Source organism: Nocardiopsis listeri (genome assembly GCF_020741345.1).
In the GTDB taxonomy this organism is placed as follows: Bacteria; Actinomycetota; Actinomycetes; order Streptosporangiales; family Streptosporangiaceae; genus Nocardiopsis; species Nocardiopsis listeri_A.
Map to the genome: position 1 here is coordinate 1 of NZ_DYZD01000030.1, position 12,236 is coordinate 12,236.

The following is a 12,236-nucleotide window of genomic DNA, read 5'->3' on the forward strand; positions in this document are numbered from 1 at the left end:
GAGGACAACATCGCGCCGATCGCGATGCCGACGACGATGAGTCGAAATCCCCGCATCCCCTGCCGCAGCGCCAACAGGTACACCAGCAGCGCCGTACCCAGACCGCCCAGCACCGCGCCGCCGGCCAGCGCCGGGTATCCGCTGCCGCCCAGCATGATCACGCACACCACACCGGTGTAGGCGCCGGAGTTGAGCCCGATGACGTCGGGGCTGCCCAACGGGTTACGGGTGAGCGACTGGAACAGTGCGCCGCTCAACCCCAGACAGGCGCCGAACAGGACGGCGGCGACGGCCCGGGGCGCCCGCCACTCCACCACGACGAGCCGGTTGGGCCCCTCGGCGCCCGGAGCCAGCGCGCCGATCACCTCCGGGATCGAGATGACGTGCGAACCCATGGAGAGCGCCGTCAGGACACAGGCGGGCAGCGCCAGGAACAGGACCGTGTAGACGATGAGGGCACGTCGGGAGGAGCGCGCGCTCAACCATCCGGCCCTCAGTACGATCGTGTCCTTCACAGCGCGTTCGCCCTCGTCCGTCGAATCAGCATGATGAGCACGGGCGCGCCCAAGAACGCGGTGATGACACCGACCTGGAGTTCGCCGGGCCAGACCACCAGACGCCCGATGATGTCGGAGAGCAGCACCAGCACCGGCGCCGAGACCAACGTGAACGACAGGATCCACCGTTGGTCCGGACCGGTGATCACGCGTACCGCGTGCGGCACCATCAACCCGACGAACCCGATGGGACCGGCCGCCGCCGTGGCCGCACCGCACAGCACCGTGACCGCCACGATCCCGAACGCGCGGGTCAGGGCCACACGCGCCCCCATGGCGTGGGCGAGCTCCTCACCCAGGGCCAGCGCGTTGAGCGAACGGGTCAGGGCCGCCGCCAGGACCAGACCCACCAGGACGAACGGGGCGATGGTCGCCACGGTGCCCGCGGGGCGGTCGGCCAGAGTGCCGGCCTCCCAATAACGCATCCGGTCGAAGCTCTCGGGGTCGACCAGGGTCAGGGCCGAGGCTGCCCCGCTGAAGACCGCGCCCAGCGCCACCCCCACCAGGACCAGTCGCAAGGGTGTGGCACCATCCGGTCCACGGGCGGAGACGAGGTACACCAGAGCGGCGGCGATGAGCGCGCCCGCGAACCCCAGCCACAGGTACTGGTCGATCCGGGTCACCCCGAGCACGGCCACGCCCACGGCGATGGCGAACGCGGCGCCCGAGTTCACCCCGAGGATCCCCGGGTCGGCCAGGGGGTTGCGGGTCAGTGCCTGGGCGAGGGCTCCGGCCACACCCAGCGCCATGCCCACGAGCAGGCCCAGCAGGGTGCGCGGCACGCGCAGGGAGAGCACGGTCAGGTGGTCGATGCTCTGGTCGGGGGAGGCCAGGGCCGCCCACACGGTGGACATCGGCAGGCGGGCCGACCCCACCATGAGGCTGGCCGCGCAGGACAGGGCGAGAAGGACCACGCACAGGAGCAGCCACACCGGACGGGCGCCGACGCCTCGGCGGTGGGGCTCGTCCGGTGTGGCGGTGGACCCGTGCGGGTTCCGTTCCTCCCCGCGGTTCTTCACGAGAGAACGCACGTGATCGGGCTTCCTAGGAGAACCGTTCCTCGACCACGTCCAAGAGCGCGAGCTCCTCGTCGTAGTCGCCGCGCAGGCCCCAGTGGGGCAGGTCGTAGGCGTCGCCCTCCTCGAACGCGGGCAGTGCCGAGTAGACCGAGGACTCCGACAGGCTCTCCACGTCGGCGGTGTCACCGTGGAAACCGATGATGAAGACGGTGGGGGCGTCGACGAGTTGCCCGACCTGTTCGCTGGAGACCTCGAACATGTCACCGCCCGCGGTGTAGGGCTCGAAGTCGTTCTCGGCGAACAGGGTGTCGGTCTCAAAACCCAGGCGTTCGAACGTCTTGGGCAGCCCCATGCCCTCGATGAGCACGTAGGGGGTCTGGTCGGCGGTCACCGTCAGGAAGGTCGCCGGGTTCGGCGGGACGGTGATGGCCGCCTCGACCTCCTCCACCCGTTCGTCGTAGGTCGCGGCGAGTTCCTCGTAGCGCTCGGGGTCTTCGAAGACCTCCTCGGCCAGGAAGGAGAACTGGTCCTGCCAGGTGGTGCGGGTGTCGTCGACGATGACGGTCGGCGCGATCTCACCGAGCCGATCATAGGCCTCCACCGCCTGGAAGTGCGGGAAACCGAGACCACCCGCGACGATGAGGTCGGGTTCGAGGCCCAGGATCGCTTCGAGGTCGAACCCGTCCGAGCTCCATGGCAAAAGCTCGGTGCCGTCCTCCTCGGCGGCCTCGGCCCAGTGCTCGGAGAACGCCCCGTCGGTGTCGGCGGTCTCGGGGATGACCCCGACCACCGGAACGTCGAGGTGGTAGAGGTAGCCGGCCAGGGCGTGGTTGAGGACCACGACCCGCTCGGGAGCTCCGGGAACGCTCACCTGGCCCTGCTCGGTCTCCACGACCCGGGTTCCGGAGCCGGCGGCCTCCTCGGCCTCGGAGGTGCTTTCGTCGGCCCCGCAGGCGGTGAGAGCGAGGGCTCCGGCCGTGAACACGGACATGGAGGACAGGAGGGGGAATCGGAGGGATCGCATGGGGCCTCGATCTGGGCAGGGTAGGGGAACGGGGGGCTGACAGGAAAGATAAGGTAAGCCTAGGCTAATATCCTTGGCGCCGATGGATGCGCCCCAGGTGACATCGGTGATCGCCCGAGATGACATGTTCTGGAGCCGCGATGACGCCGAAACAGCTCTGCCGGGTCGTGCCCGAGAACACGATCCGGTTCCTGGGGCACGACACCCACGAACACGACGTGCCGCACCTGATCCACGTGGTCACCGGAACGGCGGAACTGGTCGTGGACGGCGGGCCGATCACCCTGAGTGCCCGGCACAACCTCTGGCTGGCCCCGCACGTGCCCCACTCCATGCGGTTGCCGGAGGGCGGGATGGCTCTGGGGCCGATGCTCTCCCCGGGCAGCTCGCCTCCCCAGCGGGTGCACCGGCTCGGAGTGGTCCCCGAACTCACCCGGGTCATGATGACCGTGCTGGGGGCGGCGCCGGCCACCGCCGACCAGGTGCGCCCCTTCAGGGACGCCCTCGACGCCGTCCTGGGCGGGTTGTTGCGGCCACGCTTTCCCGTCGCGCTGCCCGAGCACCCGGTGGCCCGGGCCATCGCTCGCGAGACCGCCCGCTCCGACGCCACCCTGGAGGAGCTCGCCCGGCGCCACCACACCAGCGTCCGTCACGTCCAACGCCTCTTCGTCGAACAGACCGGGCTCGTCTACACCAGGTGGCGCACTCGGGTGCGGTTGAACACCGCGATCGAGCGGCTCAAGGCCGGCTACGGCCTGTCCGAAGCGGCCCGGGCCTCGGGCTATTCGACCCGTAGTGGCCTGCTCCGCGCCCTGAGCAGGGAGAGCGGACTGCCCGAGTCGCTGCTGGCGGAGGACCCCCTGGTCGCACTCGACGCCACATCGGCCGCGGCCTGATCCCTTCGGCCACATGTCGGAGCGGGCGGGTTTCCTATCTATTCGGTAGGTTGTTTTCCGTACCGGGTGTCATGGGCGCCGATCCGCGCCCGGGACACCCACCGTCCACGAATGACTTCGGGAATCGAGGAGACCATGTCCAGGGTCAAACTCCGGCTACGCGGCCAGGAGGACGACGTCGAGCGTCTGTTGGAGACCCTGCGGTCCGACGAGGCCGTCCGGCTCGACGAGAAGGTGCCCGAACCGCAACCCGGCGGCTACGTGGTCGTCCACGCGGTGGCCTCCACCGACGAGGACGAGTAGGCCGCGGTCAGCCGCCCTCGTTCGGCCGGGTCCGGTGCACCGTTCCGTGCGGATGTTCGGCCGGGGCGTAGATCGAGTAGAGCTTCAGGGGCTCGTCCCCGGCGTTGACGACGTTGTGCCACGTCCCGGCGGGCACGAAGATCGCGAAGTCGTCCTCGGCGTGCTCGAGGAAGTCCAACCGGTCCTTGGCGGGGCCCATCTCCACGCGGGCCCTGCCGGCCTCCACGCGCAGGAACTGGTCGTGGTCGTCGTGCACCTCCAACCCGATCTCCTGGCCGGGGTCGATGGACATGACCGTCAACTGGAGGTTGTGTCCGGTCCACACCGCCGTGCGGTAGGTGTCGTTACTCGTGGTCAGTGCTTCGATGTCGACGACGTAGGGTTCCGGTCCGTAGTCCTTCATGGCGTCCTTTGCCGACTCGTCCTGCCGTTATGTGTTTGTTCGCGGTGGAGCCTCGCGGGCGACCTCTTGCGGCGCGCCACCGTCGCCGAGAATATCGCGGCACCCGGCCCTGAACCGGGCCGGGGCCGGGGCGGATCAGATCCTCGGCAACAGGGTGGCCAACAGGACCACGCCCACCGAGGTCACCAGGCTCGTCACCGCCATGGTCCGGGCCAGGCGCGGCCTGGTGCGGTTGGTCGCGCCGTGCAGCGTCGCCGCGGCCATCACCACGCAGAACAGCGCCAACTTGGCCACCAGCACCCGGCCGTACCCGGGTTCGAGCAGGGAGGCCCGGCTCACCCCGGCGCCCCAGGCCAGGGCGATCCCGGTACCCAGCTGGACCGGCAGGAAGAACCCCGCCGTGAGGGTCCCGAAACGCCTTCCGATGGCGGTGAGCACCGTGGAGCGGTGTGCATCGTCCAGGGTCCGTCGGGCCAGGGGCATGACCACCAGGGACACGGTGAGCTGTCCGCCCACCCACAACATCGCCGAGAGCACGTGCAGGAAACGCACCCCGGCCCAGAGCACATCCTCCATCAGGGCTCCTCCACCTCGAAGTGTCCGTGCGCGCCGCCCTCGGCGTGGCTCAGGTCGTGGTCGACGAAGGGGTAGTGCCCCGCCTCGGGGAAGGTCGTCTCGACGAAACCACCCTGGGCCGTGGCCAGATCGAGCGTCTGGGCGCCTCCGGCGTCGTCCGGGCCCAGCAGGTGAGCGCCTTCCTTGTAGACGGTGTCGAAGCGCGCCCCGACCACGTGGAAGGAGGTGCCGCCCACCGGGCCCGCGGCCACCACCCACACGCGCACGCGCTCGTCGACCCGCGCCGCCAAGGGCGCGTGTTCGTAGCCCATGGCGGCACCGTTGAACATCCACGCCTGTGGTCGTCCGGCGCGGATGTGCTCGGTCTGTTCGGCGTCGCCGGGTTCTCCCGGGTACAGCTCGCCCTGGACCAGCAGGTACTCGCGGTCGACCTCGGCCAGGTCGGGCGGGTCGATGATCACCGCCCCGTACATGCCGTTGGCCAGGTGGTGGGTCATCGGCGCGGTCGAGCAGTGGTACAGCCACGCCCCGGCCTTGTCGGCGGTGAACCGGTAGGTGAGCTCCTCACCCGGGGCGAGGGTGCGCATGGGCTCGTCCGGGGCCAAGGACCCGGCGTGGAAGTCGATGCTGTGCCCCATCGTGCCGTCGTTGATCAGGGTGATGTCGAAGACGTCACCGACCTTTCCGCGCAGGACGGGGCCGGGCGCGGTACCGCCGAAGGTCCACACCGGGCGTCGAACCCCGGGCGCGACCTCCTGTTCGGTCTCGCCCACCCGGATCTCGACGTCGTGTTCGTCGGTGTCGGGGGCCGGGTCGAGCGCGGCGTCGACGGGTTCCCAACCCTCACCGAACTCCCCGGACAGGTCGAGTGGGTCAGCGGTGGTCCCCTCGGGGTGCTCGCCGTGTTCGGTGAGGGGGACGTCGTCGCCGGTGGTCAGCACGGTCATCTCCATGCCCGAGGCGCGGTGCCCCATCACCGAGCACCATCCCCGCAACGGGCCCTCCACCACGCCCACCTCCAGGGTGGCGCTCTCCCCGGGCGCCAGCACGGGGGTACGCGTGCCGTTCTCCATGCGCAGGTCGTGCGGCTGGGCGTCCTCGTTGGTCACCTCCAGCACGAGCTCGTCGCCGGGGTCGACGGTGATGGTGCCCGGTTCGATCACCATGTCGCCGAGCGCCACCTCCACGGTCTCGGTCCGACCGGTGGGGGTGACGGTGGAGCCCTCCTGGACGGGGGCGCCCAGCGCGAACACCAGCGCCAGGGCGGTCAGCGCGGCGCCCAGTCCGGTACCGATCAGCCCGGGGCCGGCCTTCACCTCCCAGGCGCGCAGGGCGGCCACCGCCGCGAGCAGCACGAAGGTCGCGGCGGAAGCGAGCACCGGCACCCACGCCGCGGTACCCCACGCTCCCGGGAGCAGGGTCAGCGGCAGAGCGAGGTTGAGCGCGGCCAGCCGGACCGGCCACCCCCGGCCCAACAGGGCGGTGCCTGCCTTGACGGCCCGTGGGCCGCCGCCCAAGACCACGGGGAACAGGTAGGTCAGGGAACCCAGCAGGACCTGGCCGGTGAAGCCCACGAGGAACAGCGGAAGCAGCGGCTGCAGGACGGTGTGGACCTCGTGCGGGGCGTGCACGGCCAGGGCGTGGACGTCCACCGCCAACGCGGCGAGCAACCAGACCAGGGAGGCGGCGACCGACCAGGCCGCGGCCCCCGACGGGCGTTCACGCAAAGCGGTGCGCACCAGGGGCACCAGGCAGACCAGGATCCCGGCCGCGTACAACACGATCCCGGCCAGGGCCACCCAGCGCGTGCCGGTGGCGAGCCCGGCGGCGCCGGCCCCGAGCCCCACCAGGACGGGGACCAGGACGCGTCGGGCCACGGTGCCCGCGCCCTCCACGATGCGTGTGCGAAGGATGGTCGGCCACAGCGTGAACAGACTGCCGATCACCGCCAGACCGACCCAGCCCAACAGGTTGAGGTGGACGTGGGCCGCCAACAATCGTTGTTGGACCTGGGGACCCGCGGAGTCGAGCAACATCATCGTGCCGAGCGCGGCACCCAACACGAACGAGGCGCCGGCCGCCGTGTACCAGGCGCCGATGTGCGCGAACCTCCCGGCCAGAGCCCCCCGGGAGGCACGCGCCAGGGCCAGGGTGTGCACCGCGACCACGCCCAGCACGGCCACCGCGCTGACCACCGCGAAGGGGACCAGGCCGGAGGCGGCTCCGAGGACCAGGACCAGGACGCCGGTGTTGAGCACGGCCAGTCGGCCGGCCTGGTAGCGGTCCGAGGTCGCGGGCAGACGCAACAACGCCACCGTGAAGTGCTCGGTCCAGGTGACGATCGCGTTGGTGACCGTGCCGAGCAGGAGCAGGTGCACCGGCAACCAGGAGGGCAGGCCGAGCGGACCGACCGTCGCGGCGGCGCACACCGCGAGCATCGCCCAGGCCAGGGCGATCACGTTGGCGCGTGCGTGCCAGGAGACATGCCGTGGCAGCGGCGGCGGCCGGTCGGGGCGTTCGATACGCACGAACGTTGCGGGCATGAGGGCTCCGTTTCCGAACAGGGGAGGGCCGCGCGGGCGGCTTGACGTTCCGGCCCGAGGGGCGTGTGCTCCGGGGCACGGTGGGCGAAGAGCTCCCGGCGCACACGGGGTGGTTCAGCCTTCGGGTGGGCCGTCCTCGCCCCGTTCGCGTAGTTCGGCCACGCAGTGTCCCGGGGTGGCGAAGGGGCGCAGCCGCACGGCCTCCACCGGCGCGCGCATGCGTTCCAGGGCTCCGCGCATCATGCCCAGGTGGACCCCGCAGACCACGTCCGGGGCGGCTTCGGCCAGCTCTCGGAAGGGGCAGTGGTGCAGGTCGATGTGGATGCCATCGGGGGAGGGGCGGGGGCGGAACCCGGTCTCGCGCAGGAGGTCGGTCACCGCGGCGCGGGCGGCGTCCGCGCCCACGGGAGGGAGTGGTCCACGGGAGTCGACCAGCCGTTCCCCCTGGGCCCGCCCGGCCCGCAGCGCGGCCTCGCCCCGATCGTCCTCGATGGCGGACAGGTGGGCCACCAGCGCCTCGGCGAGCATCCGGTAGTCGCGTTGTTCGTCGTTGTCGGCCGGGGTGTACAGGGTGCGCGGGCGTCCGGGCCGGTCACGCACCTCGGGGGCGGCCACGACCAGCCCTCGGTCGGTCAGCAACGACAGGTGCGAGCGCACGGTGTTGGCGTGCAGTTCGACCACCCCGGCGATCTCGCGGACGTCCATCGGACGGTCGGATCGGCGCAGCGTCTGCAGGACGGCGACCCGGCTGGGGTCGGCCAGGACCCGATGCTCGCCGGGATCGATCCCCGTGGTGCCGGCGGACGTTCGTCCTTGGTGTCTGTGGTCGTTCACAACTTGTGTTTACACGGTCCGAATTGTAAATACAACGTAGGGAGTGAAAAAGCACGTGGGTGTGCGGATGCACGTGCGACGGGCGTGGGACCTAAGGCCCCCCACCTGTACAGACTTTCGCGGGACGATCCCGGACTCACGACTTTGGTCCGGTTGCCACGGCCACTGGTGGGGTGGAAGAGCAACAGGTCACCGAGACGGCCGCAGCCGGCCGTCGAAGGAGAGAGGACCTCAGTAGTGACCCGCTACAATCCGCGCGAAAACTCCGAAACCGGGCCCGCGCCCGGTATGGACGGTCCGGTCTCCGAAGCACTCCTGCGCACCCGCAGATTCCTCCGCCCACAAGAGGTGTCCGAGGACCTTCGGACCGTCCACCGAGTCGGCGGCCGCGACGCCGACGTCTTCTACCGGGACCGGTGGAGCCACGACAAGGTGGTGCGCTCCACCCACGGGGTGAACTGCACCGGATCCTGTTCCTGGAAGGTCTACGTCAAGGACGGGATCATCACCTGGGAGGGACAGCAGACCGACTACCCGTCGGTGGGCCCCGACAGCCCCGAATACGAGCCCCGAGGCTGCCCGCGTGGCGCCGCGTTCTCCTGGTACACCTACTCGCCCACCCGTGTGCGCTACCCGTACGTGCGCGGTGTGCTGCTGGAGATGTACCGCGAGGCCCGCAAGCGCCTCGGCGACCCCGTTCTGGCCTGGGCCGACATCGTGAAGGACCCCGAACGCGCCGCCCGCTACAAGCGCGCCCGCGGCAAGGGCGGGTTGGCGCGCGCGAGCTGGGAGGAGGCCCTGGAGATCGCGGCCGCCGCCCACGTGCACACCGTCGCCGAACACGGCCCCGACCGCGTCGCCGGATTCTCCCCGATCCCGGCGATGTCGATGGTCTCCCAGGCGATCGGCTCCCGCTTCTACGGGCTCATCGGTGGCTCGATGCTCTCGTTCTACGACTTCTACGCCGACCTTCCCGTCGCCTCCCCGCAGGTGTTCGGGGACCAGACCGACGTGCCCGAGTCCGGTGACTGGTGGAACGCCGGCTACCTCATCATGTGGGGCTCCAACGTTCCGGTCACCCGCACCCCCGACGCCCACTGGATGGCCGAGGCCCGCTACCGGGGCCAGAAGGTCGTCGTGGTCTCCCCGGACTACGCCGACAACACCAAGTTCGCCGACGAGTGGTTGGCCGCCAGGCCCGGCAGCGACGGCGCGCTCGCCATGGCCATGGGTCACGTGGTGCTGCGCGAGTTCTTCGTGGAGCGCACCACCCCCTACTTCGACGACTACGTGCGTCGCTACACGGACCTGCCCTTCCTGGTGCGCCTGGAGGAGACCGACGACGGCCACCGCGCCGGCAAGTTCCTCACCGCGCGGGACCTGGGGGAAGAGGGCGAAAACACCGCGTTCAAGACGGTCGTCCTGGACGAGAAGACCGGCGAGCCGGTGGTCCCCAACGGTTCGCTGGGCTTCCGCTACGGCGAGGAGGGCGAGGGCAGGTGGAACCTCGAACTCGGTGACACCAGGCCCCGACTCACCATGTACGAAGGCCCGGACGGCGAGGCGGTCGAGGTCCACCTGGCCCGCTTCGACACCGAGGGCGCCCTGCCCTCGCGCCGCGGCGTACCCGTGCGCCGGGTCGGCGGGCACCTGGTCACCACCGTCTTCGACCTGCTGCTCGCCCAGTACGGCGTGGGCCGCGAGGGCCTGCCCGGCAGGTGGCCGAGCGGCTACGACGACCCCGACGAACCGGGCACCCCGGCCTGGCAGGAGACCTTCACCGGCGTCCCGGCCGCCCGCGCCGAGCGGATCGGCCGCGAGTTCGCCGCCAACGCCGAAGAGTCCAAGGGCCGCTCCATGATCATCATGGGCGCCGGCACCAACCACTGGTTCCACTCCGACACCATCTACCGCGCCTTCCTGACCCTGACCACCCTCACCGGCTGCCAGGGCGTCAACGGCGGGGGCTGGGCGCACTACGTCGGCCAGGAGAAGACCCGCCCGCTCACCGGCTACAACCAGATGGCCTCGGCGGGGGACTGGTCGCGCCCGCCCCGCCAGATGGTGCAGACCGCGTTCTGGTACCTGCACAGCGACCAGTACCGCTATGACCGCTTCAGCGCCGACCAGGTCTCCTGCGGTCTGGGCAAGGGCCTGTTCCAGGGCATGAGCACCGCCGACGTCATCGCCCAGTCCGCGCGCATGGGATGGATGCCCTCCTACCCGACCTTCGACCGCAACCCCCTGGACCTGGCCGACGACGCGCGCGAGGCCGGACTCCCGATCGCCGAGTACGTGCCGCGCGAGCTCAAGGAGGAGCGGTTGCGCTTCGCCTGTGAGGACCCCGACGGGCCCAAGAACGCGCCCCGCGTGCTGACCGTGTGGCGGGCCAACCTGCTGGGCAGCTCCGCCAAGGGCAACGAGTACTTCCTCAAGCACCTGCTCGGCACCGACTCCTCGTTACGGGCCGAGGAGGCACCACCGGGAAAACGCCCCCGGGACGTGGTCTGGCGGGAGCAGGCACCCGAAGGCAAGCTCGATCTGCTGCTGTCCCTGGATTTTCGGATGACCAGCACCACCGTCTTCTCCGACGTGGTGCTGCCGGCCGCCACCTGGTACGAGAAACACGACCTGAACTCCACGGACATGCACCCGTTCGTGCACCCGTTCAACCCGGCCATCTCCCCGCCCTGGCAGGCCCGCACCGACTTCGACGCCTTCCACGGACTGGCCCGAGCCTTCAGCGCACTGGCCGTCGACCACCTGGGAACGCGCCGCGACGTGGTCGCCGTGCCGCTGACGCACGACACCCCCGACGCGATGGCCACGCCCAACGGCACCGTCCGCGACTGGAAGAGCGGTGAGTGCGAACCCGTCCCGGGCGTGACCATGCCCAAGCTCGTGGAGGTCGAACGCGACTACACCGCGATCGCCGCCAAACTCGGAGCGCTGGGCTCGCTCGCGGACAGCCTCGGCGTGACCACCAAGGGCATCACCTACAACGTCGACAAGGAGATCGACCACCTCGGTCGGGTCAACGGCACCGTGCGCGGTGGACCGGCCGACGGACGGCCTTCGCTGAAACGCGACTCCCAGATGTGCGAAGCGATCCTGGCGTTCTCGGGGACCACCAACGGCCGACTGGCCACCCAGGGCTTCCACACCCTGGAAAAGCGGGTGGGGACCGAGCTGGCCGACCTGTCCGCCGAGAGCGAGGGCAAGCAGATCACCTTCGCCGACGTGCAGGTCGCACCGGTGTCGGTGCTCACCTCACCCGAATGGTCGGGCAGCGAGAGCGGTGGACGCAGGTACTCGCCCTTCACCATCAACGTCGAACGCATGAAGCCCTGGCACACCCTCACCGGCCGCCAGCACTTCTTCCTCGACCACGACTGGATGACCGAGGCCGGCGAGAACCTGCCCGTGTTCCGCCCGCCCCTGAACATGCACCGGCTCTTCGACGAGCCCGAGGTGGGGGACAACGGCGAACTCGGCGTGACCGTGCGCTACCTGACCCCGCACAACAAGTGGTCCATCCACTCCGAATACCAGGACAACCTGCTCATGCTCAGCCTCTCCCGCGGTGGCCCGGCCATCTGGATGAGCGGTGCCGACGCCGACAAGATCGGCGTGCGCGACAACGAGTGGATCGAGGCGGTCAACCGCAACGGCGTAGTCGTGGCACGCGCCGTGGTCTCCCACCGCATGCCGGAGGGAACCGTGTACATGTACCACGCTCAGGACCGGCTCATCGACGTCCCCCGCGCCGAGACCTCCGGCAAACGCGGTGGCATCCACAACTCGATCACCCGGTTGTTGGTCAAGCCCACCCACCTCGTCGGCGGCTACGCCCAGTTCAGCTACGCCTTCAACTACATCGGTCCCACCGGTAACCAGCGCGACGAGGTGACCGTCATCCGTCGGCGCTCGCAAGAGGTGCGGTACTGATGCGGCCGATCGGAACGGGGGAGGAACACAAATGAAGTTGATGGCCCAGATGGCCATGGTGATGAACCTCGACAAGTGCATCGGGTGTCACACCTGTTCGGTCACCTGCAAACAGACCTGGACCAACCGTGCC

Annotated in this window: 10 protein-coding genes and 1 pseudogene; 4 read left to right on the forward strand and 7 right to left on the reverse strand. The window is 70.0% G+C overall.

Annotation, left to right across the window (positions count from 1 at the left end):
* The 3 genes from K8V84_RS01450 to K8V84_RS01460 all read right to left on the reverse strand — a co-directional run.
* Positions 1-515, reverse strand: a 515-nt coding sequence (locus tag K8V84_RS01450) for an iron chelate uptake ABC transporter family permease subunit (protein WP_304069408.1), incomplete at its 3' end; no start/stop codon positions are given.
* A complete protein-coding gene (locus K8V84_RS01455; protein WP_304069413.1) occupies positions 512-1,588 on the reverse strand; it encodes an iron chelate uptake ABC transporter family permease subunit in 1,077 nt (358 codons plus the stop codon). The genes K8V84_RS01455 and K8V84_RS01450, both read right to left, overlap by 4 nt.
* Before the next feature lie 13 nt (positions 1,589-1,601).
* Positions 1,602-2,567, reverse strand: a complete 966-nt coding sequence (locus K8V84_RS01460) for an ABC transporter substrate-binding protein (RefSeq protein WP_304069415.1) — start codon at positions 2,565-2,567, stop codon at positions 1,602-1,604.
* 173 nt (positions 2,568-2,740) lie between these two features.
* On the opposite strand from K8V84_RS01460, the gene K8V84_RS01465 reads away from it, so the two are divergent.
* Both K8V84_RS01465 and K8V84_RS01470 read left to right on the forward strand, forming a co-directional pair.
* A complete protein-coding gene (locus K8V84_RS01465) occupies positions 2,741-3,496 on the forward strand; it encodes an AraC family transcriptional regulator (protein WP_304069417.1) in 756 nt (251 codons plus the stop codon).
* Positions 3,497-3,607: 111 nt separating this feature from the next.
* Entirely contained in the window at positions 3,608-3,799 is a 192-nt protein-coding gene (locus K8V84_RS01470) for a hypothetical protein (protein WP_304069419.1), read from the forward strand.
* A gap of 7 nt (positions 3,800-3,806) precedes the next feature.
* On the opposite strand, the gene K8V84_RS01475 is transcribed toward K8V84_RS01470, so the two are convergent.
* The 4 genes from K8V84_RS01475 to K8V84_RS01490 all read right to left on the reverse strand — a co-directional run bounded on the left by K8V84_RS01475 (position 3,807) and on the right by K8V84_RS01490 (position 8,155).
* A complete protein-coding gene (locus tag K8V84_RS01475; RefSeq protein ID WP_304069420.1) occupies positions 3,807-4,202 on the reverse strand; it encodes a cupin domain-containing protein in 396 nt (131 codons plus the stop codon).
* A 135-nt stretch (positions 4,203-4,337) separates the two neighbouring features.
* Complete coding sequence (locus K8V84_RS01480; protein WP_304069422.1) at positions 4,338-4,778, reverse strand: hypothetical protein; 441 nt, start codon at positions 4,776-4,778, stop codon at positions 4,338-4,340.
* Positions 4,778-7,321 carry a multicopper oxidase domain-containing protein gene (locus K8V84_RS01485; protein ID WP_304069424.1) on the reverse strand — a complete coding sequence of 848 codons (2,544 nt, stop codon included), beginning with the start codon at positions 7,319-7,321 and terminating at the stop codon, positions 4,778-4,780. Before K8V84_RS01485 ends, K8V84_RS01480 begins: the two co-directional genes overlap by 1 nt.
* A 114-nt stretch (positions 7,322-7,435) precedes the next feature.
* Positions 7,436-8,155, reverse strand: coding sequence for a metalloregulator ArsR/SmtB family transcription factor (locus K8V84_RS01490; protein WP_304069426.1), 720 nt, complete (start codon positions 8,153-8,155; stop codon positions 7,436-7,438).
* 288 nt (positions 8,156-8,443) lie between these two features.
* On the opposite strand from K8V84_RS01490, the gene K8V84_RS01495 reads away from it, so the two are divergent.
* Both K8V84_RS01495 and K8V84_RS25800 read left to right on the forward strand, forming a co-directional pair.
* Positions 8,444-12,103 carry a nitrate reductase subunit alpha gene (locus K8V84_RS01495; RefSeq protein WP_304069428.1) on the forward strand — a complete coding sequence of 1,220 codons (3,660 nt, stop codon included), beginning with the start codon at positions 8,444-8,446 and terminating at the stop codon, positions 12,101-12,103.
* 31 nt (positions 12,104-12,134) lie between these two features.
* A pseudogene (locus K8V84_RS25800) lies at positions 12,135-12,236 on the forward strand (hypothetical protein); the annotation flags it as partial.

Bases quoted from the DNA above. Each gene is read 5' to 3' on its own strand.
- K8V84_RS01460 (WP_304069415.1), bottom strand. From the start codon at position 2,567: ATGTCCGTGTTCACGGCCGGAGCCCTCGCTCTCACCGCCTGCGGGGCC.
- K8V84_RS01465 (WP_304069417.1), top strand. From the start codon at position 2,741: ATGACGCCGAAACAGCTCTGCCGGGTCGTGCCCGAGAACACGATCCGG.
- K8V84_RS01470 (WP_304069419.1), top strand. From the start codon at position 3,608: ATGACTTCGGGAATCGAGGAGACCATGTCCAGGGTCAAACTCCGGCTA.
- K8V84_RS01475 (WP_304069420.1), bottom strand. From the start codon at position 4,202: ATGAAGGACTACGGACCGGAACCCTACGTCGTCGACATCGAAGCACTG.
- K8V84_RS01480 (WP_304069422.1), bottom strand. From the start codon at position 4,778: ATGGAGGATGTGCTCTGGGCCGGGGTGCGTTTCCTGCACGTGCTCTCG.
- K8V84_RS01485 (WP_304069424.1), bottom strand. From the start codon at position 7,321: ATGCCCGCAACGTTCGTGCGTATCGAACGCCCCGACCGGCCGCCGCCG.
- K8V84_RS01495 (WP_304069428.1), top strand. From the start codon at position 8,444: ATGGACGGTCCGGTCTCCGAAGCACTCCTGCGCACCCGCAGATTCCTC.